The sequence below is a fragment of the Haloleucobacter ellipsoideus genome, from assembly GCF_052491725.1.
On sequence record NZ_JBQWAR010000017.1, the window covers coordinates 343627 to 367595 of the forward strand.

The window sequence follows — 23969 nt, forward strand, 5'->3', positions numbered from 1 at the left end:
ATGACCAGCCGGAACATCTTTCTCACTGGCGCAAGCCGTGGCATCGGCGCGGTGATCGCGCTGGAACTGGCGCGGCGCGGATATACGGTCGGCTGCTTCTCCCGCAAGGGGCAGGGGCCGGAAGGCGTGGACATTCCCGCCGAACTGAAGACACGCCTCATTGCGCTGAAGGGCGATGTCTCGGATGCCGCCGCGGTGGAAGCCGCCCTTGCCGCCTTTGTGGCACAGGCCGGTGCGCTGCATGGCGTCATCAACAATGCCGGCGTGCATGTCACCAGCCCGTCCGAGGACCAGCCGCTGGCTGATTTTACCCATGTGCTGAACACCAACACCACGGCCACCTTCAGCGTGTGCCAGAAGGCCTATCCGCATCTGGTGGCGGCCGGTGGCGGGCTTATCGTGAATATGGGCTCCTTCTTCGACAAGCTGGGCGTGCGCCACAATGCGGCCTATTGCGCCTCCAAGGCAGCGGTGGCGGCACTCGGGCGCTGCCTTGCGGTGGAATGGGCGCGCAAGAACATCCGCGTGATGACGGTGGCCCCCGGCTATATCGAGACCGATCTCAACAAGGACTTTCTGGCCTCCGGGAAGGTCCGCGCCTTCCTGGCCTCGCGCATTCCCGTGGGCGGGCCGGCGGGGGCTGAGCAGGTCGCCCGGCTGATCGCCTCCCTCTTCGATGAAGACAACAGCTTCCTGACTGGCGAGACCATCTATCTCGATGGCGGTCAGGGTATGGCGCACTGAGGACACATCCATGACCGTCATCACCCGCCTCGACGACCAGTTGGCCCTGCCGGAGGATGAAGCCATCCTGCTGGAGAGCGTGCGCCAGTTTGCCCGTGAGCAAGTCGCCCCCCGTGCCGCCCATCATGATGAAACCGGGGAATTCCCCTGGGAGAATATCAAGGGCATCAATGCGCTGGGCCTCAATGCCATGTTCGTGCCGGAAGCCTATGGCGGCGCGGGCCTGAGCTATCTCTCCTATCTCGCCTGCGTGAAGGAGATTTCCGCCGCCTGTGCCTCCACCGGTATCATCTGGGCCACCAATTTCCACGCCATCAAGCCGGTGATCGATTTCGGCTCGGAAGAGCAGAAGCACCGCTTCCTGCCGGCCATTGCGGAAGGTGCGCTGGCCGCTCTTGTCATCACCGAGCCGGATGCAGGCTCGGATGCCACGGGCATGCGCACGAAGTTCACGCCGGATGGGGATGACATCATCGTCACCGGCTCCAAAACCTTCATCACCAATGGTGATGTGGCGGATTTCCATGTCGTGTTCGGCAAGTGGTCGGAGACGGAAGACCCGAAGGCCGCCATCTCCTGCCTCGTGCTGGAAAAGGGCACGCCGGGCCTGCGGGTGGAGCGGCTGGAAGACAAGATGGGCCACCGCGCCTCATCCACTGCCACGCTTTCCTTTGATGATTGCCGCGTGCCGAAGGCCAATCTGCTGCGCGGGCCGGGCGAGGGGCTGAAGCTGCTGCTGGCCTCGCTCAACAAGTCCCGTCCTTCCGTTGGGGCGCATGCGCTGGGCATTGCCCGCGCGGCATTCGAGGAAGCGACCGGCTACATCAATGGCCGCAAGCAATCCGGCCGCAAGATCATCGAGTTTCAGGGCATCCAGTTCCTGCTGGCGGATCTCGCAGCGGAACTTGCCATGTGCGAGGCGTGGCTGATGCATGTGGGCCGGCTGGTGGATGCCGGGCACAACGATATCGGCGTGGAAGCCTCCATCCTGAAAATGCGGGCGACCGACCTTGCCATGCGCATGAGCACGGAGGCTGTCCAGCTCCATGGCGGCTACGGCTACGTCAAGGAATACAAGGTCGAGCGGCTGATGCGGGACGCCAAGATCACGCAGATCTGGGAAGGCACGAACCAGATCCACCGCCAGCTCATTGGCCGCAGCTTCATCGAGCGTTGAGGGGGAAGCGCATGTCAAAGAAGATCACCATAGGGGTCGCCGGTTCCGGCACCATGGGCACGGGCATTGCCATCGTCGCCGCGCGCGGAGGCTTTCCCACCATCATTTATGACGTGGATGCCGCCCGCGCCGAGGCCGCCGTGGGGCAGATGAAGGCGTTCTTCGCCAAGTCCGTCCAGCGCGGCAAGCTCACGCAGGATCAGGTGGACGAGATCATGGGGCGGGTCTCCGCCACCGCAGACATCGCCGCCATGGCGCCCTGCGGTCTCGTCATCGAGGCCATCTTTGAAGAGCTTGAGGTGAAGGGCCAGCTCTTCTCCGCGCTCGACAAGGTGTGCGGGCCGGAAACCCTGTTCGCTTCCAATACCTCCACCTTGTCCATCACTGAGATCGCCGCGAAATCCGGGCGCGATGACCGCTTTGTCGGCATGCATTTCTGCCTGCCGGCGCAGTTGATGAAGCTGGTGGAGATGTCTCCCGGCATCAACACATCGCCCGAGAGCTTCGAGCGGGCATGGAAGATCTGCGAGGAGATGGGCCAGCGCCCGGTGAAGACACAGGATGCGCCTGGCTTCATCCTCAACTTCTTCCTCGTGCCCTTCAACAATGATGCCATCCGTCTGGTCGAGGAGGGCGTGGCCGAGCCGGTCGAGATCGACAAGGCCATCAAGGGCGCGCTCGGTTATGCCATGGGGCCGATGGAGCTTCTGGATCTGGTGGGGCTGGATACGCAGGTGCTGCTGTGTGAGGCGCTGCACGGCGTGACGCATGAGCCGCGCGCCGCCTGCCCGCCGCTGCTGCGCCGCATGGTTGCCGCCGGTCGTCTCGGCCGCAAGACCGGGCGCGGCCTGCTCTCCTACGAAACCACCGCCATTTATGGAGCATGATCCCATGTCCCGGCCATTGACCCATCATGTCATCCGTGGCGGTGACAGCCGCTCCTTCCCCGAAACCCATGCGCTGATCGCGGCCGCGGGTGAGAAGGGTGATATCCTGCTCATCATCGGCGAGGATGCAGGCGAGAGCTTTGCCGCGCTGGAAGATGTTTCAGACCATGCCGTTGTCCTGATCGAGCTGGGCACCGAGTGCCTTGGCGTGCACACCGGCGAAAGCCGGGGCGATGAAGGAGCCAATGTGCTCGGCTTCGCCCGCTTCCGTCTAGGGGAGGCCGCACCGTCCGATCTGGTCGAGATCGTGCGCCAGCCCCATACGCCCGATGCGGTGGTGGATGCCGCCCGCATCCTGTTCGAGGCCCATGGCCTGAAGACCGCCGTGTGTGGTGACTTCCCCGGCCGCATCGTCGACCGGCTGGTGCGCCCCTATTACAACGCCGCGCTCAACCGGCTGGACGCGAAACTGGCCACTGCCGCCGATATGGACCTGACGCTCCGTCTGGGCCTTGGCTACCCGGAAGGCCCCATCGAGCTGCTGGAGCGCACCGGCCTTGCCGCCCACCATGATGTGACGCACGCGCTGCATATGGCGCTGGGCAACCCGGCCTATGCCCCCGCGCGTCGCGCGCAGGTGGCCAAGGCCCGCGCACTCAAGGGGAGATGAGATCATGCGTCCTCTGGAAGGTCTTCTCGTTCTTGATTTCTCCACCCTGCTGCCGGGCCCGCTCGCCAGCCTCATTCTGGCCGAGGCCGGCGCGCGCGTGGTGAAGATCGAGCGCCCCGGCCGGGGTGATGAAATGCGCGTGTATGAGCCAAAGCTCGGCGATGACAGCGTGAATTTCGCCATGCTCAACCGGGGCAAGCAGTCCATCGCGCTGGATCTGAAGGCGGCGGATGCGGTTGAAAAGCTCACCCCGCTCATTCGCCGGGCTGATGTGCTCATCGAGCAGTTTCGTCCGGGTGTGATGGAGCGTCTGGGGCTGGGCTATGAGGCCCTGCGCCAGCTCAACCCCAAGCTGGTCTATTGCTCCATCACCGGTTGGGGGCAGAGCGGGCCGAAGGCGCACACCGCCTCGCATGATCTGAACTATATCGCCGAAACCGGCGTGCTGGGCCTCTCAGCCGGGGCGGATGGCGCACCCGTTCTGCCGCCGGTGCTGGCGGCGGATGTTGCGGGCGGCACCTTCCCGGCGGTGATGAATATTCTGCTCGCCTTGCGCCAGCGCGACATCACCGGCCTTGGTACGCATCTGGATATCGCCATGGGCGATAACCTCTTCACCTTCCTCTATTGGGGGCTGGGGTCCGGCTTTTCTGGTGCGGGCTGGCCCAAGCCGGGCGGAGAACTGGTGACGGGCGGTTCACCGCGCTACCAGATCTATCGCACATCTGATGATCGCCATGTGGCGGCGGCTCCCATCGAGGACAAGTTCTGGGAGAACTTCACCCGCATCATCGAACTGCCCGAGGCCATGCGTGACCCCGCAGCGCCGGAAGCCGAGGCGAAGGCGGCCGTGGCCGCGCGCATCGCCAGCAAGAGCGCGGCCGAATGGCAGGCGCTGTTTGCCGGGCAGGATGTGTGCTGCTCCATCGTCGCCACGCTTGAAGAGGCGGTGGCTGATCCGCATTCCACGGCACGCGGCCTGTTTACACACACGCTGAAGGCGGGCGGGCAGGAGATTGCGGCCCTTCCGGTGCCGCTCGCCCCCGTCTTCCGGGCCGAGCCGACGCGCGGCATTGCCCCGCGCCTTGGCGAAACCACCGATCCTCTTCTCTCGCTCTGAAAGGGCCCGATATGCGCAGCTATCGTGTTTGGGAGCATGGCGCTCCGTCCACCATGCAGATCGACACCCTGCCGGATCTGGTTCCCGGCCCGGGCGAGATGGCGATTGATGTGAAGGCGGCGGGGATCAACTTCCCCGATACGCTGGTGATTTCCGGCAAATACCAGATCCTGCCGCCGCGCCCCTTCACGCCGGGCAAGGATCTGGCCGGCGTGGTGCGCGCCGTTGGAACCGGGGTGGAGGGTTTTTCTCCCGGGGACCGCATCATGGCGCAGGTGGAGCATGGCGCTTTCGCCGAGCAGGCGCTTGTGACGCCTTCGCAGGCCTTCATCCTGCCGGATGGTCTTTCGTTCGAGGCCGCCGCCGCCATGGGGCTGGTGTACCAGACCGCCTATTTCGCGCTTGTTGAACGTGGCCAGTTCAAGAGCGGGGAAACCGTTCTGGTGGGCGGCTCTGCGGGCGGTGTGGGCCTTGCGGCGGTGCAGATTGCCAAGGGGCTGGGTGGCAAGGTTCTGGCCGGTGTGCGCTCGCCCGAAGAGGCAGAGGTGGCGCGTGAGGCGGGAGCGGATGCGATCATTGATCTGTCCGTCGCCGATCTGCGCGATGACCTGCGCGCACAGGTGCATGCCGCCACCGACGGGCATGGCGCGGATGTGGTGCTGGACCCGCTGGGCGGGGACTTCTTCGCCGCGGCCCTGCGCGCCATGGCCTGGTGTGGCCGTCTGGTGGTGATCGGCTTTGCGGCGGGGGCCATTCCCTCGGTGAAGGTCAATTACCTGCTGGTCAAGAATATCTCCGTCAGCGGCCTGCAATGGAGCGATTATCGTGATCGCACACCGGAGCATGTGCTGAAGGTGCAGGAGGCGCTGTTTGACCTGTGGCGTGCGGGGGCGGTGAAGCCGCGCATCATGCGGGTGTTTCCGTTCACGGCCCTGCCCGAGGCGCTGGAGCTGGTGGAACAGGGCCGGGTGCAGGGCAAGGCTGTCGTCTCCATGATGGAGGGCAGTACATGAGCGCACTGAGCCAGACCGCACACATCGCCGTTATTGGCGCAGGCGCCATGGGGGCAGGCATTGCACAGGTGGCGGCGCAGGCGGGCCATGAGGTGCTGCTGTTCGATGTCGCCTCCGGTGCCGCCGAAAAGGGGCGTGCGGGCATTCTTGCTGGCCTCTCGCGGCTGGTGGAACGTGGCCGTCTTTCGGCAGAGAGGCGCGATGAGGTGGTTGCGCGTATCCGGGTCGCTTCAAGTCTTGAGGCGCTTTCCGGCGCGGCGCTGGTGGTGGAAGCCATTGTCGAAAAGCTGGATGTGAAGCAGCAGCTTTTCGCGCGGCTGGAAGGGATTGTGGGGCCAGAGGCCATTTTGGCCACCAACACCTCCTCCCTCTCCATCACCGCGATTGCGGCTGGGCTGAAGCATCCGGGCCGCGTGGCGGGCCTGCACTTCTTTAACCCCGCGCCGATCATGGCGCTGGTGGAGATCATCGCCGGCCTCGCCTCCGAAAGGGCGGTGCTGCAGACGCTGTATGACACCGCTCTGGCCTGGGGCAAACAGCCGGTGATGGCGACCTCCACGCCCGGCTTCATCGTCAACCGCGTTGCCCGGCCCTTTTATGCCGAGGGGCTGCGGTTGCTGGAGGAAGGCGCGGGCGATGTCGCGACCATTGATGCTGTGCTGCGCGAGGCGGGCGGTTTCCGCATGGGCCCGTTCGAGCTGATGGATCTGATCGGCCATGATGTGAACTTCGCGGTGACCCGTTCGGTATTCGAGGCCTATTTCCATGATCCGCGCTATCGCCCCTCGCTGACCCAGCAGGAGCTGGTGGCGGCGGGCTGGCTGGGGCGGAAATCCGGTCGCGGCTTTTATGATTATGCGGCCGGGGCGGAACGCCCCGCCCCGGCCACCTTCCCGCCGCAGCCCGCGCCTTCATCCGTGGTGGTGGAAGGGGATCTGGGGCCTGCCGAGGCACTGGTCCCTCTCATCCAGAAAGCCGGAATTGCGGTGTTGTGCGAGAGCGGTGAAGGCGTGATCCGCCTTGGGGGGGCAAGCCTTGCCCTCAGTGACGGGCGCACGGCGACAGCGCGTGTTGCGGCAGGCGCCCCGGGGGATCTGGTGCTGTTTGATCTGGCGCTGGATTATGCCAGCGCCTCGCGCATCGCCATCTGCGCAGCAGCGCAGGCCCCGGAAGAAGCGGTGCGGCAGGCGGCCGGGCTGTTTCAGGCGCTGGGCAAGGCGGTTTCGGTCATGGGCGATGTGCCGGGGCTGATCGTGTTGCGCACGCTGGCCATGCTGGCGAACGAGGCGAGCGAGGCGGTGCTCATGCGCGTTGCAAGCGCGGCGGATATCGACCGGGCCATGACCTGTGGCGTCAATTATCCGCGTGGCCCGCTTGCATGGGCGCAGGATGTTGGCCCGGCACGCATCCTGCAAACGCTGGAACATCTTCAGGCCGCTTATGGCGAGGACCGCTATCGCGCCTCTTCCCGGCTTCGACAGCGCGTGGCCACCGGGCAAAGCCTGGGTGAACAGGACGAAACACGGGCCGCCGCACACTGAAGCCCGGCCCCATGTGAATGAGAAGGAGCCGAAAGGCGGTCGATCCAAATGGTTGAAGCCCTGATTTGTGATGCCATTCGAACACCTGTCGGGAGGTATGGTGGTGCCTTATCTGCTGTGAGAGCGGATGATCTGGCCGCCATTCCCCTTGCGGCGCTGGTTGCGCGCAACCCCTCGGTGGACTGGGGCAGGCTGGATGAGGTCATCCTCGGCTGCGCCAATCAGGCCGGTGAGGATAACCGCAATGTGGCCCGCATGGCCGCCCTTCTGGCCAGATTGCCGGTGGAGGTGCCCGGCACCACCATGAACCGCCTGTGTGGCTCCGGCATGGATGCGGTGGGCACCGCCGCCCGTGCCATCAAGGCGGGCGAGGCGGGGCTGATCGTTGCTGGTGGCGTGGAGAGCATGTCCCGCGCGCCTTTCGTGATGGGCAAGGCGGAGAGCGCCTTTTCCCGCGCGGTCCGGATCGAGGACACCACCATTGGCTGGCGCTTCGTGAACCCGCTGATGAAGGCCGCCCATGGCGTGGATTCCATGCCGGAGACGGCGGAAAATGTGGCGGATGATTTCCACATCTCCCGCGCCGATCAGGATGCCTTTGCGGTGCGCAGCCAGCAGCGGGCGGGGCAGGCCATCGCTTCCGGGCGATTTGCCCGCGAGATCGTGCCGGTGCCGGTGCCGCAGAAGAGGGGCGAGCCGAGGCCGGTGCTGCACGATGAGCATCCCCGCCCGGAAACCACACTGGAGCAGCTTGCCCACCTGAAGGGCGTGGTGCGGGCGGATGGCAGCGTGACTGCCGGCAATGCCTCCGGTGTCAATGACGGGGCCTGTGCCCTGCTCATCGCCTCGCCGGCGGCGGCTGACCTGCATGGCCTGACGCCCCGCGCCCGCATTGTCGGCATGGCGACGGCCGGTGTGCCGCCACGCATCATGGGCATGGGGCCGGCCCCCGCCACCCGCAAGGTGCTAGCGCAGACCGGCCTTTCTCTGGCGGACATGGATGTGATCGAGCTGAACGAGGCCTTCGCCGCACAGGCGCTGGCGGTTCTGCGTGATCTGGGGCTGGCGGATGATGCGGCCCATGTGAACCCGAATGGCGGGGCGATTGCGCTCGGCCATCCGCTGGGCATGTCCGGCGCGCGGCTCATCACCACCGCCCTGCATCAGCTTGAAGAGACGGGGGGACGTTACGCCCTCTGCACCATGTGCATCGGCGTGGGGCAGGGGATCGCGACCATCATCGAACGGGTGTGACCCGAAAAAAGAAATACAGGGAGGACAACCATGCAGCATTCGCCGAGCCGGGACAGGCCCGGTGCGGATGGCGACCACATCATCGAAACCCGGGGGCTCACCAAGGAGTTCCGGGGGTTTGTCGCGGTCCGTGACGTGAGCCTGAAGGTGAAACGCCATACCATCCACGCCCTGATCGGGCCGAACGGGGCAGGGAAGACAACCTTCTTCAACCTGCTCACCAAGTTCCTTATTCCCACGTGCGGTTCCATCACCTTCAACGGGGCGGATGTGACCCGGACCGGGCCGGCCGATATGGCGACCCTTGGCATGGTGCGCTCGTTCCAGATCTCGTCCGTTTTCCCGCACCTCACCGTGCTGGAAAATGTGCGCGTGGCGCTCCAGCGGCCGCTGGGCGTGTCGTTCCATTTCTGGTCACCGAAATCGAGCCTGTTTCATCTGCATGAGCGGGCGGATGAGCTGATCGAGTGGGTGGGCCTGAAGCCCTACCGCAATGTGAATGCGGGTGAACTCTCCTATGGCCGCAAGCGCGCGCTGGAGCTGGCGACGACGCTGGCGCTGGAACCGGAAATGCTGCTGCTGGACGAGCCCATGGCCGGCCTTGGCCATGAGGATGTGAACCGTATCGCCGCGCTCATCAAGCGCGTGGCGGTGGGACGCACCGTGCTGATGGTGGAGCACAATCTCTCTGTCGTTGCCGACCTGTCCGACACCATCACCGTGCTCACGCGCGGCAGCGTGCTGGCGGAGGGCGACTATGCCGCCGTCTCCTCCAACCCGGCGGTGCGCGAAGCCTATATCGGAGGCGTCCATGAATGAGAATTCCGCACCCCTCCGCCTCGATGTGCAGGGGCTCAATGCCTATTATGGCGAAAGCCATGTGCTGCACGGGATTGACCTGAAAGTTCACCGCGGGGAGCTGGTCACGCTGCTGGGCCACAATGGCGCCGGCAAGACCTCCACCCTGCGCGCCATCATGGGGCTGATCCAGCGCCGCGGCTCCATCCGCTTTGATGGCGATGAGCTGGTGCGCAAGCCGCCCCACCGCATCGCCCGCAGCGGCATGGGCTATGTGCCGGAAGAGCGCGGCATCTTTGCCAGCCTGGATGTGACCGAGAACCTGCTGCTGCCGCCGCCCGTGAAGAAGGGCGGCATGAGCATCGCGGAAATCCACGCGCTGTTCCCCAATCTGAAAGAGCGGGCGCACAGCCAGGGCACCAAGCTTTCCGGCGGTGAGCAGCAGATGCTGGCCATGGCCCGTATCCTGCGCACGGGGGCGGACTTCCTGCTGCTGGATGAAGTGACCGAGGGGCTCGCCCCCGTCATCATCGAGCAGATCGGTGTCGCCATCCGCCTGCTCAAAGAGCGTGGTTTCACCATTCTGCTGGTGGAGCAGAACTTCCCCTTCGCCGCGACTGTCGCAGACCGCCACTATGTGGTGGAAAGCGGACGGGTGATCGACATGGTCCCGAATGCGGACCTGTCTGATCCTGCCGTGATGTCGCGCCTCCATTCCTATCTCGGCATATAGGAGGCCGGCATGATGGAACTTATCGGCGTTTCCTCGCAGGCCCTGTTCGGACAGGTGCTGATCGGGCTGATCAATGGCGCTTTCTATGCCATGCTGAGCCTTGGTCTTGCTGTCATTTTCGGTCTTCTCAACATCGTCAACTTCGCCCATGGCGCGCAATATATGCTGGGCGCGTTCGTGACATGGATGCTGCTCAACTATCTGGGTATCAATTACTGGGCGGCACTGGTTCTGGCCCCGGTGATCGTCGGCTTTTTCGGGGTGCTGATGGAGCGTTTCATGCTCCAGCGCATCTACAAGCTGGACCATATCTATGGGCTGCTGCTCACTTTCGGCGTGGCCCTTCTGCTGGAAGGGGCGTTCCGCCAGCAATATGGCGTTTCGGGCATGCCCTACGCCATTCCCGCCCAGCTTCAGGGCGGCACCAATCTGGGCTTCATGTTCCTGCCGAACTACCGGGCATGGGTGATCGTCGCCTCGATCATCGTGTGCTTTGGCACATGGTTCCTCATCGAGAAGACGCGGCTCGGCTCCTATCTGCGGGCCGCGACTGAAAATCCCAGGCTGGTGCAGGCTTTTGGCGTGAACGTGCCGCTGATGATCACGCTCACCTATGCCTTCGGTGCGGCGCTGGCCGCGCTGGCGGGGGTGATGGCCGCGCCGATCTATCAGGTCAGCCCGGTGATGGGGGCCAATATCATCATCGTGGTGTTTGCGGTGGTGGTGATCGGCGGCATGGGCTCGATCTCCGGCGCCATCCTCTCCGGTTTCGGGTTGGGGCTCATCGAGGGGCTCACCAAGGTGTTCTACCCCGAAGCCTCCAGCACCGTCATTTTCGTTGTCATGGCCATCGTCCTGCTCATCAAGCCGGCCGGCCTGTTCGGGAGGGCTGCATGATGAGCTCCGCCGTTTCTGCAAATTCCGCCGGCAAGGGGCAAACGGTGTTCGCCTCCACCTGGCTGCGCATTGTGATGTTGGTGGTGGTGGCCATTTTTCTGGTGGTTGCGCCCTTCTTCATTTATCCGGTCTTTCTGATGAAGGCGCTGTGCTTTGCACTGTTTGCCTGTGCCTTCAATCTGCTGCTCGGATATTGCGGCCTGCTCTCTTTCGGGCATGCGGCCTATTTCGGAGCGTCCGCCTATATTTGCGGTTATGCCGCAAAAACATTGGGGCTGACACCGGAGCTGAGCATTCTGGTTGGCACGGGGGCCTCCGCTTTGCTGGGTGTGGGGTTTGGCTGGCTCGCCATTCGCCGGCAGGGCATCTATTTCTCGATGATCACCCTGGCCCTGGCGCAAATGGTGTTCTTCTTTGCCCTTCAGGCCCCCTTCACCGGAGGCGAGGATGGCATGCAGGCCATTCCGCGCGGCCATCTGTTCGGGCTGATCGACCTGAACAACACCTATGCCATGTATGGCTTCGTGGTGGTGGTGTTCCTGATTGGCTTCGGCATCATCTGGCGGACGGTTGAATCCCCGTTCGGACAGGTGCTGCGGGCGATCCGGGACAATGAGCCGCGCGCCATCTCTCTGGGCTACAAGGCCAATCGCTACAAGCTTCTGGCCTTCACGCTCTCCGCCGCGCTGGCGGGGCTGGCCGGTTCCACCAAGGCGCTGGTGTTCCAGCTCGCCTCGCTCACGGATGTGCACTGGGCGATGTCCGGCGAGGTGGTTCTGATGACGCTGATCGGCGGCATGGGCACGATTTTCGGGCCGGTCGTGGGCGCATTCATCGTGGTGTCCATGCAGAACTATCTGGCGCATATGGGCTCCTGGGTGATGATGATCCAGGGCGCAACCTTCATCGCCTGCGTGCTGCTGTTCCGCGAGGGTATCGTCGGCACGGCTCTCTGCTATTTCAGGAAGAGGGAAGAGCTGCCGGTCTCGGGGGACTGAGACAGGTTGCGCACACCAGCCCCATGCGTGGGGGAGAGGAAGAAGGCCCGGCGGAATGTCTGTCCGGGCCTTTGTCATTTTTGCGGGGATGTGGGCGGCGGGGGCTTCATGTTGCCGGATCAGGCGGTGCGCAGGGGCAAAAGGCTCCAAACGCATGCCGGGAATACAGCGCGCTGTCGTTTCGGCTGACATGATGTCCGCAGCGGGGACACAAAGAAAACGGCCGGTGGAGTGCACCGGCCGTCTGGTTCCTCACATATTGGGGTAGTTCGGTCCCCCGCCACCTTCAGGGGCGGTCCAGGTGATGTTCTGGTTGGGGTCCTTGATATCGCAGGTCTTGCAGTGCACGCAGTTCTGCGCGTTGATCTGGAAGCGGGGACCGGTGTCCTCCTCCACCCACTCATAGACCCCGGCAGGGCAATAGCGGTTGGAGGGGCCTGCATAGATGTCGTGCTCGGAGGATTTCTGTAGCGCCATGTTGGCCACCTGCAGATGGACGAGCTGGTCTTCCTCATGGTTGGTGTTGGAGATGAACACCGAGGAGAGCTTGTCGAAGGTCAGCACGCCATCCGGCTTGGGATAGGCTATCGGCTTGCACTGGGCGGCAGGTTTCAGGCAGGCATAATCCGCCTTGCCGTGCTTCAGCGTGCCAAACAGCGAGAAGCCGAGCGTATTGGTCCACAGGTCGAGCGCGCCCAGCGGAATGCCGAGATAGGTGCCAAGCTTGGACCACAGTGGCTTCATGTTGCGGACCTTCTTCAGGTCCTCGCCAATGGCGGAGCTGCGCCAGGCTTCCTCATAGGTGATCAGCTCATCATGGGAGCGCTCCGCGCCCAGCGCCTCAAGCAGGTGATCGGCGGCCAGAATGCCGGAGAGCACCGCATTGTGGCTGCCCTTGATGCGCGGCACGTTCACGAAGCCGGCAGCACAGCCCACCAGCACACCACCCGGGAAGGAGAGCTTGGGCACACTCTGCCAGCCGCCCTCGGTGATGGCGCGTGCGCCATAAGAGATGCGCTTGGCGCCTTCGAACGTGTCCCGGAAGATGGGGTGGGTCTTGAACCGCTGGAACTCGTCGAAGGGCGAGAGATAGGGGTTCTTGTAGTTCAGGTGAACCACGAAGCCCACCATCACCTGCTCATCTTCCATGTGATAGAGGAAGGCACCGCCGCCGGTCTTTGAATCGAGCGGCCAGCCAAAGGAGTGCTGCACAAGGCCGGGCTTGTGCTTCTCCGGCTTCACCTTCCACAATTCCTTGAGGCCGATGCCGAATTTCTGCGGCTCACGCCCGGCATCGAGGCCGTATCTGGCGATGATCTGCTTGGTGAGCTGGCCGCGCGCCCCTTCCGCGAACACGGTGTAGCGCCCGCGCAGCTCCATGCCGCGGGTGAATTCGGGCTTCATCTCGCCATGGCGGTTGATACCCATGTCGCCGGTGGCGATGCCGACCACCGCGCCCTTGTCATCATACAGCACCTCGGAGGCCGCAAAGCCGGGATAGATCTCCACCCCCAGCTCCTCGGCCTTGACGGCGAGGAAGCGGCACACATTGCCGAGCGAGCCGACATAGTTGCCATGATTGTTCATCAGTGGCGGCATCAGGAAATTGGGCAGGCGCGCACCGCCGCCCGGGCCCAGAAGATAGAAATGATCTTCCTGGACAGCAGTGGGCAGGGGGTTGGCGGCATCCTCGCGCCAGTTCGGCAGCAGGGCATCAAGCCCGATGGGGTCGATGACCGCACCGGAAAGGATATGTGCCCCGACCTCAGAACCTTTTTCCACCACGACGACGGAAATGTCCGTGCCGCGTTCCGCGGCCTGCTGTTTCAGGCGGATGGCCGTGGCAAGGCCGGCGGGGCCGGCGCCCACCACCACCACGTCATAATCCATTCCCTCGCGTTCAGGCATATCCCCCGCACTCATTCTGACAGGCTCCCGTTTACGTCAGCCAATTTCCGTTGGAGTTGTTCCACGCTTGACGGCTTGTGACAATTCACGACAGCGCCACCCTTGCAAAGAATGAGCCTATTTTTGTAATTGTTCCTGTTTTGTTTCAAATTTCCCCCACCATTTACCTGCGCGGACAGGAAGTGAGGCGGGGTGGACGAACGAAAACGGGCTCCCTGTCGACGACAGGGAGCCCACATGACACGAGATTCGGGGCGATCAGAACTTGTAGTTGACGCCCGCCTTCAGGACGTTCAGGTCCACACCGCTCTTGAGGGTCGAGCCGTTGAGGGTGGTGGTCTTGTGGTCGTTGAAGGATGCGTAGAGATACTCGCCCTTCACGGTCCAGTTGTTGGTCAGGGCGTATTCCATGCCCGCGCCGATCGTCCAGCCCCACTTGGTGTCGCTCTGGTCGATCCAGCCATCGGAATGGCCCATCTTGGCCCATGCCGCACCACCGGTGATGTAGGGCATGAAGCGGTCCATGGCATAGCCGAGGCGGCCGCGGATGGTGCCGAAATAGTCCACCTTCTGGGAGACGGAAGAACCATTCAGCGGGCCATTGAACAGGATGTTGCCCTTGTTCTTGATGTCGGTGAACTCGAAGTCGGCTTCGACACCGGCCACGACATTGTTCACGAACTGGTAGTTGTAGCCAGCCTGGAAGCCGCCGATGAAGCCGTTCGAGTTGCCCATCTGGTAGGAGACGAGCGGGCCGGCGAACATCTGGTAGTCGAGAGAGTTGGAAGCCCAGGCCCAGCCCACATTGCCACCGATATAGAAGCCGGTCCAGGTGAAGGTCTGCACCGGAATGATTTCAGCCTGCGCCTTCACCGGATAGCGATAGGCCAGATCCGCGGCCGATGCCGTACCGGCGAGGAGAGCGAGGGCGGAGACACCCAGGATGGCACGCTTCAACATGATCAATACCTTCTCTCTACTTACAGCGCCGCACGTTCTGGTGTGGGGCTGGTCTGTTGGCTTGTATTTACATCCCTGTGGCCGGGTCGTCTGTAGCTATCGTGTCACAGTGGAAAATTCAAAAGCGGCACAGAAGTGGCAAATAATGAACGATTATTTACACTTTCTGGCCCTGTTCACGTCCGAATATGGCAATCATGACTTCAACACAGTGGTGCCATATTTCAAAACCTTTGGAATACAGAGATCTGCGACATGAATGCTGGTGCGAAGCGGGTGTTTGTGGCTGCATTGCGACAGCCCCGTTCCATCCATTCCATGTCAGACGCGTGAACCCTCCACTCCGTGATGCGCTGATGCAGGCCACAAGAGCGCGGGGCATGCGCCTGTGGTCTGGTATGTGCGTGATCATGGCGGATGAATCTTGCCGAATTCCTGCCAGCCGCCGCCGTCACGAGGCATGATGAATGAAGCGTTAATCCTTTAACGCATTGAAATTCATATAAACTGTGAGGAGTTTCGTCCCTTTCTCCCCGGCGCTGCTGTGGATGGCTGTGGAGGGGCGGCGGCATCAGGGTTAAGAAAAGGTCAACAGCGCGCAGGGGCCGGCCTCTGGCTCTTGCCGCATTCACTCCTTAAGTTGCACGCATGAGCGCGACACCTCCTTCCAGCCCCCCTGACAGACTGAAAAACGTGACCAGCACCATGCCCGGCAGCTCCCGCCACCCGGATGGCCCTGCGGAAGTCGCCATATCTGATGTGGGGGAGATTCTGCCCGGCCCGGCGGAAGCGGAGATGAACCTGCTGGAAACCGTGCCGGAAGGGGAGGAGGGGGCAAGCCCGCTGGCCAACGGGCGCGCCGCCATCATCCGCGCGGTGCGGCATGCGCCTTCCGGGCCGGGGGTCTATCGCATGCTGGGGCCGGATGGCACCGTGCTCTATGTGGGCAAGGCCAAGAGCATCAAAAAGCGCGTCACCAGCTATACGCGGCCGGTGGGGCACACCAACCGCATCGCCCGCATGATCGCCGCCACCGCCAGCATGGAGTTCGTTTCCACCCGCACGGAGGCGGAGGCGCTGCTGCTGGAGGCAAACCTCATCAAGCAGCTCAAGCCGCGTTTCAACGTGCTGCTGCGGGATGACAAGTCTTTTCCCTATATCCTCATCACCGCCGACCATGCTGCGCCGCAGATCGCCAAGCATCGCGGCGCCCGCAACCGGCCGGGGGACTATTATGGCCCCTTCGCCAGCGTGTGGGCGGTGGATCGCACCATCAATGCGCTGGAACGGGCCTTCCTGCTGCGCTCCTGCTCCGACAGCTATTTCGAGAATCGCTCCCGCCCCTGCCTGCTGTTCCAGATCAAGCGCTGCTCCGGCCCCTGCACGGGAGAGATCGGCACGGAGGATTATGCGGCCCTGGTGCGGGAGGCGCGCGCCTTTCTCTCCGGTCGCTCCCGCGCCATCAAGGATGAGCTGGCGCGGGACATGGAGGCCGCTGCGGAGGAGCTGGAGTTCGAGCGCGCCGCCCGCCTGCGCGATCGACTCGCCGCGCTTTCGGCCATTCAGGGCACGCAGGGCATCAATCCCCGCTCGGTGGAGGAGGCAGACGTGCTCGCCTGCCATCAGGAGGGGGGCGCCACCTGTATCGAGGTGTTCTTCTTCCGCACCGGGCAGAACTGGGGCAACCGCGCCTATTATCCCCGCGCCGACCGCTCTCTGGATGAGGCCGAGGTGCTGGGTGCCTTCCTCTCGCAGTTTTATGAGGACAAGCCCGCGCCCCGCCTGATCCTGCTCTCCCACAAGGTGGAGGAACAGGCGCTGATTGCCGAGGCGCTTTCCGAAAAGGCCGGCTTCAGGGTGGAGATTGCGGTTCCGCAACGCGGGGAGAAGCGCGATCTGGTGGACCATGCCTTGCAGAATGCACGCGAGGCGCTGGGCCGCACCCTGGCGGAAACGGCCACCCAGACCCGCCTGCTGGAAGGGGTGGCGAAAGCCTTCGGCCTGTCTGCCCCCCCGCGCCGGATCGAGGTCTATGACAATTCCCACATCATGGGCACCAATGCGGTGGGCGGCATGATCGTGGCCGGGCCGGAAGGGTTCCGCAAATCGCAGTATCGGAAGTTCAACATCAAATCCACGGACATCACCCCCGGCGATGACTTCGGCATGATGCGCGAGGTGTTGCGCCGCCGTTTCGCCCGCCTGCTGAAGGAGGCGCCGCGCGCGGATGAGGCGGGCGCGGAGGATGAGGCCGTGCCGGATGATGCGGAGGGGGTCTGCGCCGCCCAGCCTCTGGCTGAAGAGGGGGCCGGACCGGGGAGCGCCGATGTGCCGGATGTCGGTCTGTCATCCGAGGAAGAGGAGGGGCCGTCCCTTCCCGGTGAGGCTGAGGATTCGCCCTGGCCCGATCTGGTGCTGATCGATGGCGGGCTGGGCCAGCTGAATGCGGCGCGTCAGGTGCTTGATGAGCTGGGCATCCGGGATGTGCCTCTGGTGGGAATCGCCAAGGGGCTGGACCGGGAAGCCGGGCGCGAGCAGTTCTTCCTGCCCGGGCGTGCGCCTTTCCGCATGGAGCCGCGTGATCCCGTTCTCTATTTCATCCAGCGCCTGCGCGATGAAGCCCACCGCTTCGCCATCGGTTCGCACCGGGCACGGCGCAAGAAGGACATGACAGAAGCCGGGCTTCAGGCCATTCCCGGTGTGGGGCCCACCCGGAAACGGGCCCTGTTGCGCCATTTCGGCACACTCAAGGCGATTGAAAACGCCGCACTTGCGGATCTGGAACAGGTCAGCGGCATTAATGCCGCGACCGCAAAGGCAGTGTATGACTACTTTCACGAGCGCCCTTCCGCCTGACAAGGCTCGACCCCGCGGGCTTTCGCAGGCATTGTGCAAGGCTGGAATCGGATCAACCCGGACGCCCATCCGCGTCCTGCCCGCTTGAAGAGAACTCATGTCCGACGCAGCGACGCGCATCACCCCAAAACCTGAGCCCCGGCGGATCAGGCGGGGGCATGCCTTTTCCCTGCCGAATCTGCTCACCTATGCGCGCTGCATTGCCGTGCCGATGGTGGCCGCCTGCCTGTTCTGGTCTGATATCCTGCAGGGCGGGTTGTGGCTGCGCTGGGTGGCCGTGGCCATTTATGTCATCGCCGCCATCACGGATTTCTTCGATGGCTATCTGGCGCGTGCATGGCAGCAGCAATCGGCCATCGGGCGGATGCTGGATCCTATTGCGGACAAGCTGCTGGTCTCCACCTGCCTGCTGATGCTGGCCTCCGATGGCACCATTCGCGGCTGGTCCCTCTGGGCGGCGGTGGTCATTCTGTGCCGGGAGATTCTGGTCTCCGGCCTGCGGGAGTTTCTGGCGGAGCTGCGTGTCTCCGTGCCGGTTTCCCGTCTGGCGAAGTGGAAAACCACGGTGCAGCTCATTGCGGTGGGTGTGCTGCTCACAGGGCAGGCGGGCGAGCAGCTCCTGCCGGGCATCAATCTGCTGGGCATCACGCTGCTGTGGATCGCGGCCGTGCTCACTCTTTATACGGGCTATGACTATTTCCGCGCGGGTGCGCGCCATCTGGTGGAAGAAGAGACATGAAAATTCTCTATTTCGCATGGCTGCGTGAGCGCGTGGGATGCGAGCAGGAAGAGGTGGACCCGCCGGCCCATGTCATCACCGTGGCGGATCTGGCGGCATGGCTGGCCGGGCGCGATGAGGCCCATGCCCATGCTTTTGAAAAGCCGCAGGTGGTGCGCGCGGCGATCGACCGCCGGCATGTGAAGCCGGATGCACCCATTGCGGGGGCAAGGGAAATCGCCTTCTTCCCGCCCATGACCGGGGGCTGAATATGAGCGAGGCAGCCTTCAGCGTGCGCGTTCAGGCTGAACCCTTCGACATGGCGGCTGAAAGCGCGCGCCTTTCCGCCGGGCGCACGGATGTGGGGGCGGTGGTGACCTTCACCGGTCTGTGCCGGGCCGATATTGCCGCTGATGGCGCGCCCCTTTCCGCACTGGTGCTGGAGCATTATCCCGGCATGGCGGAGGAGGAGATGCAGCGCCTGCTCGAAGAGGCGCGTGGCCGCTGGCCCCTGCAGGGGGCAAGCATCATCCACCGCCATGGCCGCATCACGCCGGGTGAGCATATCGTTCTGGTGGTGACAGCCTCCGCCCACCGGGAGGCGGCCTTTGAGGCCGCGGCTTTCCTGATGGACTGGCTCAAGACCAGCGCCCCCTTCTGGAAAAAGGAAGAGCGGGCGGATGGTGGAGACTGGGTTGAGGCCCGGGACAAGGATGACGCGGCCGCCGCCCGCTGGCTCTGAGGCCCGTCTTCCGGCACGGACCACATGGCAGGGCTCCCGTTACCAGCTGATGCAAATTGAAAAGGGCCGCTCCTGAGGCGGCCCTTTTCGTTCTCATGCGTCCTGAACATCCCCTTGGGGCCGAGGGCCTGTGCGGGGCAGTGGACGGGTCAGGTATATTTATACAGCCACTGCGGCAGGTAATATTGCCGGCCGAAGAAGGAAAGGCCCAGCAGGGCACCGCCACTTTCCTCCACCGTATCGCGCATGTTCACGGCCGCCATCTTGCGGGTTTTCTCGGCATGCACGGAAATGACGGTGCCATCGGAAAGCTGGCTGAGGCGGCGGTTGATGAGGGAAGACCCCTGCATCACCGAGCAGATGATGATGAAGTCGAACTCCGCCTTCAGCACGGAGAGCATCTCCGCGCCCTCGGCCACCGGCAGGCGCACGCTGAGCAGGGGAGAACGCTCCACATCCGCCGCGGACCACAGCATCTCCACCGGAGTGGGGGTGATGGCGAGACCGCCCTTCACCTGCACATTGCCCGTATTGATGGGATAGGGGGAGGGGGAGCACAGGTCCACCACCAGCGTGCGCATCTTGCGCTGTATGGCCAGCTCTTCGGCGAGGCGATGGACGAACCATGCAAGGGTGTCATCCTTTTCCGAGGCAAGGAAGTGGACCACCCGTAGCGGTCTGTCATCCACCCTCGTATCCAGAAGCATGGTCGCGCAACTGCTGATGGCGTGCTCGACCTTCGGCCCCGTGGCGCTTTCGGCCCCCGCATCCAGCGTGACGATATCCGGCAGGTCCAGCAGGCGCTCGGCCTCACGCGGGACGATGAAGATGGAGCGCAGAACGGAGGCAATGGTACCGGCGGCTCCGCCGAACAGCAGCCCGCCAAACAGGCCACCCACCAGAAGCGGCAGGGCAAGCGAACGCTTGCTGACATCGGAACCGGCAGGCTGGATCAGGCGCACATTGGACTCACGGGTCCGCGAGGCGGCTTCCTCCAGCTTGGCGGCAACGGCCCGGCGCAGATATTCGCGATAGCCTTCGCTGAGGGTTTCACGGGCGCGCTGAAGCTCGATGAGGCGGGTCTCTGCCTTGCGCAGAATGTCCAGCCGCTCGGTTGCGGCCACGCTCTGGGCGGCAAGCTCCTTCTTCTGGTTCAGGATGGAGTCCCGCTCGACACGCAGGTTCAGCACCAGATTTTCGGTATAGTCGATAGCCGGATTGCGCGAGGCGCGATCCGTATAATAGGGCGTGGCGCCACGGTTCTTGATCATGCTCCGAACGGTGGCGATCTTCTTGTCATGCTGCTGGATCAGCACGCTGCTCGGCGCATATTGCGCAACAAGCCGGTCTCGCTCCACCAGCAGCTTGGCCAGCAGATTGTCGGCATCGTCCACATTCGAGGAGTCCGATTTCTGGCTGAAATCGAAGACAGAGCGGGGCATGGCGGCGAGCTGCTTCTCGGCCTCGGCCAGCTGGGCGTTCAGGGCCGCCTCGCGCTCTTCCACCTGCCGGGTGCGCTGGAGGATGCTGTCGAGCTGGTTGGAGGCCAGAATGGCGTCATTCTGGAAATCGATCACGCCCACCCGGTTCTTCAGCGCCTCGATATCGGCATCAACCTGCTTCAGATCGGCCTGAAAGCGCTCCACCTCGACATTGAGGATCTGCGATGTGGGGTTCTCGAAGATCTTGCGGCGCATGGCGAGATAGTTCTGCACCAGCGCATTGGTGGTCTCGACTGCGATTTCGCGGCTGGGATTGGTGTAGCTCACCTCAAGCACATTGGAATCCGCCATCACGCCGGCATGCAGATTGCGGCGGAACCGGTCGATGGCCTTGTCCATGATGTCATGGTGCGAGCTGAACGTGTTGGAGAGCCAGGTCAGCGGGCCGGACGGAAACAGCTTGTCCATGCCCACCTGCTCGATGGTGGAGCGCACGACTTCCGCGCTTTCCAGCATCTGCACTTCCGATTCAACCTGCTTGAGGCCCTCGATGGTGAGAACGGAGGGGCCGCTGTCGGTCACACCCTGCTCGTTGGACACCTCGCGGCTGACGATGACCAGCAGTTTGGAGCTGGCGGTATATTCGGTCTTCACAATGAGAGAGGCGATAATGCCGACAAGGATCGGCAGCATCGCGGCGATGACCACGATACGGATATGGTAAAAAGCGAAGATCAGAAAATCGCGCAAGGTGAAACTGGGTGTCGCTTCCGTTGCGGGCGTCCCCGTCGCAGACATGTCTTGTAGCTGGACCGCCTTGTTCGGCATCCGTATCCCCCACGCCCCAATATTCCGGGCATTTGCTGTCTGAGCGGTGACGCGAGCGGGCGGACGCTGAACAGTTTCCACTCGGCTTCACGCATGATTTGGTGAGCAAATCTAGCGTGCAATCGTATACGCTTGGCTAATGCGTTTACCTTGTTTCACATCGATTGGACGCCGATACATTGGCATGAGGTGCCGGGCGGTATCAAGGTGTAGCCGGGTTGTGCTTTCGCAGGGTCAGGGGGGCTCCCGGCGAATCAGTAGGCCCGCGGCATCAGCCTGATGACAGCAAGCGTGGCGCCAATCGCCCCCTGTGCAATGATGATGGCGGTGGCCACCGCCGCGCCCATCATGCCGAAGGGAGGGATGAGCAGGGCGCACAGAATGCAGCAGCTTGCGAGCTGGGCGGCATTCAGCCAGCGCAGCACACCGCCCTTTCCGGTCATGGCCAGCATCACATCCTGCGTGGGCAGAAGGCAGTTGACCAGCTGGCCCGCGCTCATGACAACCAGCGCCATGGCGGCGATTTCAAACCCCGGGCCGATGAGATGCAGCAGCCATTCCGGCACCAGCATCATGACGATGACTGCCGGCACGCCGATCAGCGCGATGGCCATGCGGGCCTTGCGGTTGTGCATGCGCAGGTCATCCCAGTCGCCCCGGCGGTGGGCGGCGGCAAAGGATGGGGCTGCAATGGTGGAAATGGCGATGATGATGACCCAGATCAGCACCGTGATGCGGTTGGCGACAGAAAATGCCCCCACCACCTGAGGTGATGCGAAGGTTGCAAGAACCAGCACCGGAATCGCATTCAGCGCGGCCTGCACCATTTCCACCAGCCCCAGCGGCCATGCCGTGCGCCACAGGGTGGGCAGGGTTTCGCCATGGCTGTCTGCGGCAGGCCGGCTCTGGAAGCGCCGGCGCTCGCGCACCAGCAGCACTCCGCCAAGAATGGCGCCAGCCAGGTTGGAGAAGGCGAAGGCGTAAAGAATGCCATCCAGCGAATGAATTCCGATGGCCAGCGCACCAAGGGTGAGGATGGGCCACACCCCGTTCTGCACGAACTGCCCGGCCACTCCGCGGCCAAAGCCTGTCAGCGCATGGGCGGTGAAGATGCACAGGGTCTGCGGCAGAATGGATGCCGCCGCGATCATCAGCGGGCGGGTGAGGGCATGTTCAGTGAAGACATGATCGGCCAGCGGCTCGGCAAACAGCAGGGTGAGGGCGCTGACAAGGATGCCCCCCACCAGGGTCCACAAGGTGCCCTGAAGCAGGGCCGCGCGGGCTTCCGGCCCGTTCCCCACCGCAAGCTCTGCGGCGATATGCCTCATCACCGCCTTCTCGAAACCGGCCCGCGCAACCGTCGCCCCGACGCTGACCCAGGTATTGCACAGGAAGAACAGGCCAGCCTCGAACGCGCCGAGGATGCGGGCGGCCAGCATATAGAGCCCAAGCTTGCCCACCAGCTCTATTCCGCGCACGACCATGGCCGCCATGAAGGCCCAGTTGGTCAGGAGCAGACCGGAGACGATCTGGAGTTTCCGCTTCATGCTGTTAGAAGGTCCGGCATAATGGCATGATCAGGCATGGTTCATGTGCGCAGCCAGCAGGGGAAGATGGACATGAATGCACTGCCGCCGGGGCAAGGGGAAAACAAAGCTTCATCGCCAGCCACCGTCAGGCAGGAGGGGGGCCGGGGCCACCGGATGTTCGCTCCCATGAAGCATGCGCGCCGGTTGATCGCAAGAGAGGGGCGGCGACAGGCGGCTTCCGCCTCCGTGTTTTTTCTGTGCGCGGGGCTGTTCTGGGCCACCCCTGCATTGGCACAGATCGAGATGCGGGATCTCAATGATTTGAGCCATCAGCGGACATTGCCGCCCTATCTCAAATATATTCCGACCGATCCGCATCTGGCGATACGTGATTATCTGCGTGTGACCCTGCCGCCCATGTGGTGGGGGCGTGAGATCGACTATGCGCCCGGCCGGATCACTGTGGAAATCCACCCTCCGCTGAACTGGAGGGGTAACCCCACCAGCATGATGCTGCGTCTTTGTCCGCCCTCGAACCACAATCTCTGGCGGATCTACCGGCAGATCGAAATGCGCCCCTATTATGAGAAGAAATACTGGCCCAGCTACACCTGCCGCCGCATCTGAACGCGCTTGCCGGAATGTGGACCAGACATGAAAAATCCCGCACCGGTGGCGCGGGGTGTCCGGATTCACGGATGCAGAACAGGGCGGCAGGAGAGTGGCTTCAACCTGACCCTCTTGCCCGCACCCCTCATCTAGCCATGCGAGCGACGCACGAAGGTCGGCTCTGCCTGTTCCACCACATAGGTGGAGCGCCGGTTTGTGCCCGTGAAGAGAAGAATGGTGACCAGGCCGAAGAAAATCAGCGTGGAACTGGTGCTGATGGCGACCAGAGAGCCGGCAAGCACGGAGAAGCTGGCGGCCGGATAACACAGGACGATGAAGCCCACGCACGCAGCCAGGAGAAGCAGGAGAGACAGGCGGATATGGGACATTTCATGAGTCCTGACAAAGCTTTCTTATATTAACTCTTAACATCCTATCCCGCCTGTGGGAAGTCATGCTGGCCCTTGCGGCGTTCACCTTTTCGCGCGTGTGCCGCGGGGAAGGGGAATGGCGCATTGATATTGTCGTTTACCCGTCTCTTCGCG

The 23969-nt window shown here is 63.3% G+C and carries 23 protein-coding genes; 18 read left to right on the top strand and 5 right to left on the bottom strand.

Features of this window, described 5'->3' with window-relative positions; all coding sequences use genetic code 11:
- The 12 genes from ACT6QG_RS06855 to ACT6QG_RS06910 are packed head-to-tail and all read left to right on the top strand — an operon-like array spanning position 1 to position 11832.
- Positions 1 to 744: an SDR family NAD(P)-dependent oxidoreductase gene (locus ACT6QG_RS06855; protein ID WP_444976809.1), complete on the top strand. Its 744-nt coding sequence runs from the start codon at positions 1 to 3 to the stop codon at positions 742 to 744.
- 10 nt (positions 745 to 754) lie between these two features.
- Positions 755 to 1921, top strand: coding sequence for an acyl-CoA dehydrogenase family protein (locus ACT6QG_RS06860; RefSeq protein WP_444976810.1), 1167 nt, complete (start codon positions 755 to 757; stop codon positions 1919 to 1921).
- 11 nt (positions 1922 to 1932) lie between these two features.
- Positions 1933 to 2808, top strand: a complete 876-nt coding sequence (locus tag ACT6QG_RS06865; RefSeq protein ID WP_444976811.1) for a 3-hydroxyacyl-CoA dehydrogenase family protein — start codon at positions 1933 to 1935, stop codon at positions 2806 to 2808.
- Between the two features lie 4 nt (positions 2809 to 2812).
- The gene (locus ACT6QG_RS06870) at positions 2813 to 3478 is read left to right on the top strand and encodes a 3-hydroxyacyl-CoA dehydrogenase family protein (RefSeq protein WP_444976812.1); all 666 of its coding nucleotides are present in this window, start codon (positions 2813 to 2815) and stop codon (positions 3476 to 3478) included.
- A gap of 4 nt (positions 3479 to 3482) precedes the next feature.
- Entirely contained in the window at positions 3483 to 4598 is a 1116-nt protein-coding gene (locus tag ACT6QG_RS06875; protein WP_444976813.1) for a CaiB/BaiF CoA transferase family protein, read from the top strand.
- An 11-nt stretch (positions 4599 to 4609) separates the two neighbouring features.
- Complete coding sequence (locus ACT6QG_RS06880; RefSeq protein WP_444976814.1) at positions 4610 to 5611, top strand: NADPH:quinone oxidoreductase family protein; 1002 nt, start codon at positions 4610 to 4612, stop codon at positions 5609 to 5611.
- Positions 5608 to 7152: a 3-hydroxyacyl-CoA dehydrogenase PaaH gene (paaH, locus tag ACT6QG_RS06885; protein ID WP_444976815.1), complete on the top strand. Its 1545-nt coding sequence runs from the start codon at positions 5608 to 5610 to the stop codon at positions 7150 to 7152. The genes ACT6QG_RS06880 and paaH overlap by 4 nt, the downstream gene beginning before the upstream one ends.
- Positions 7153 to 7200: 48 nt before the next feature.
- A complete protein-coding gene (pcaF, locus tag ACT6QG_RS06890) occupies positions 7201 to 8406 on the top strand; it encodes a 3-oxoadipyl-CoA thiolase (RefSeq protein WP_444976816.1) in 1206 nt (401 codons plus the stop codon).
- 30 nt (positions 8407 to 8436) lie between these two features.
- Positions 8437 to 9225 carry an ABC transporter ATP-binding protein gene (locus tag ACT6QG_RS06895; protein WP_444976817.1) on the top strand — a complete coding sequence of 263 codons (789 nt, stop codon included), beginning with the start codon at positions 8437 to 8439 and terminating at the stop codon, positions 9223 to 9225.
- Positions 9218 to 9937 (top strand): ABC transporter ATP-binding protein, encoded by a 720-nt coding sequence (locus ACT6QG_RS06900; protein ID WP_444976818.1) that lies wholly within the window; start codon positions 9218 to 9220, stop codon positions 9935 to 9937. The genes ACT6QG_RS06895 and ACT6QG_RS06900 overlap by 8 nt, the downstream gene beginning before the upstream one ends.
- Before the next feature lie 9 nt (positions 9938 to 9946).
- Entirely contained in the window at positions 9947 to 10834 is an 888-nt protein-coding gene (locus tag ACT6QG_RS06905) for a branched-chain amino acid ABC transporter permease (RefSeq protein ID WP_444976819.1), read from the top strand.
- The gene (locus tag ACT6QG_RS06910; RefSeq protein ID WP_444976903.1) at positions 10834 to 11832 is read left to right on the top strand and encodes a branched-chain amino acid ABC transporter permease; all 999 of its coding nucleotides are present in this window, start codon (positions 10834 to 10836) and stop codon (positions 11830 to 11832) included. The genes ACT6QG_RS06905 and ACT6QG_RS06910 overlap by 1 nt, the downstream gene beginning before the upstream one ends.
- Before the next feature lie 252 nt (positions 11833 to 12084).
- Here ACT6QG_RS06910 and ACT6QG_RS06915 read toward each other — a convergent pair whose 3' ends face one another.
- Complete coding sequence (locus ACT6QG_RS06915) at positions 12085 to 13755, bottom strand: electron transfer flavoprotein-ubiquinone oxidoreductase (RefSeq protein WP_444976820.1); 1671 nt, start codon at positions 13753 to 13755, stop codon at positions 12085 to 12087.
- Positions 13756 to 13998: 243 nt separating this feature from the next.
- Positions 13999 to 14700 (bottom strand): outer membrane protein, encoded by a 702-nt coding sequence (locus ACT6QG_RS06920; RefSeq protein WP_444976821.1) that lies wholly within the window; start codon positions 14698 to 14700, stop codon positions 13999 to 14001.
- Between ACT6QG_RS06920 and ACT6QG_RS06925 the strand changes: the two genes are divergently transcribed.
- The 5 genes from ACT6QG_RS06925 (at position 14684) to ACT6QG_RS06945 (ending at position 19016) form a co-directional block, all read left to right on the top strand.
- On the top strand, positions 14684 to 14959 hold the full coding sequence (locus ACT6QG_RS06925; RefSeq protein WP_444976822.1) for a hypothetical protein: 276 nt from the start codon (positions 14684 to 14686) through the stop codon (positions 14957 to 14959). The genes ACT6QG_RS06920 and ACT6QG_RS06925 overlap by 17 nt on opposite strands.
- Positions 14960 to 15348: 389 nt before the next feature.
- Entirely contained in the window at positions 15349 to 17556 is a 2208-nt protein-coding gene (gene uvrC / locus ACT6QG_RS06930) for an excinuclease ABC subunit UvrC (RefSeq protein WP_444976823.1), read from the top strand.
- Between the two features lie 97 nt (positions 17557 to 17653).
- Positions 17654 to 18295: a CDP-diacylglycerol--glycerol-3-phosphate 3-phosphatidyltransferase gene (pgsA, locus tag ACT6QG_RS06935; protein WP_444976824.1), complete on the top strand. Its 642-nt coding sequence runs from the start codon at positions 17654 to 17656 to the stop codon at positions 18293 to 18295.
- Positions 18292 to 18543: a molybdopterin converting factor subunit 1 gene (moaD, locus tag ACT6QG_RS06940; protein ID WP_444976825.1), complete on the top strand. Its 252-nt coding sequence runs from the start codon at positions 18292 to 18294 to the stop codon at positions 18541 to 18543. Before pgsA ends, moaD begins: the two co-directional genes overlap by 4 nt.
- Positions 18544 to 18545: 2 nt before the next feature.
- Positions 18546 to 19016, top strand: coding sequence for a molybdenum cofactor biosynthesis protein MoaE (locus ACT6QG_RS06945; RefSeq protein ID WP_444976826.1), 471 nt, complete (start codon positions 18546 to 18548; stop codon positions 19014 to 19016).
- A gap of 149 nt (positions 19017 to 19165) precedes the next feature.
- Here the strand turns inward: ACT6QG_RS06945 and ACT6QG_RS06950 are convergent, their stop codons facing one another.
- Together ACT6QG_RS06950 and ACT6QG_RS06955 are read right to left on the bottom strand one after the other, a co-directional pair.
- Positions 19166 to 21256, bottom strand: coding sequence for an exopolysaccharide transport family protein (locus tag ACT6QG_RS06950; RefSeq protein ID WP_444976827.1), 2091 nt, complete (start codon positions 21254 to 21256; stop codon positions 19166 to 19168).
- 284 nt (positions 21257 to 21540) lie between these two features.
- A complete protein-coding gene (locus ACT6QG_RS06955) occupies positions 21541 to 22833 on the bottom strand; it encodes a lipopolysaccharide biosynthesis protein (RefSeq protein WP_444976828.1) in 1293 nt (430 codons plus the stop codon).
- 168 nt (positions 22834 to 23001) lie between these two features.
- Between ACT6QG_RS06955 and ACT6QG_RS06960 the strand changes: the two genes are divergently transcribed.
- A complete protein-coding gene (locus tag ACT6QG_RS06960) occupies positions 23002 to 23442 on the top strand; it encodes a hypothetical protein (protein WP_444976829.1) in 441 nt (146 codons plus the stop codon).
- Between the two features lie 131 nt (positions 23443 to 23573).
- On the opposite strand, the gene ACT6QG_RS06965 is transcribed toward ACT6QG_RS06960, so the two are convergent.
- Complete coding sequence (locus ACT6QG_RS06965) at positions 23574 to 23813, bottom strand: hypothetical protein (RefSeq protein WP_444976830.1); 240 nt, start codon at positions 23811 to 23813, stop codon at positions 23574 to 23576.
- Positions 23814 to 23969: the final 156 nt, after the last annotated feature.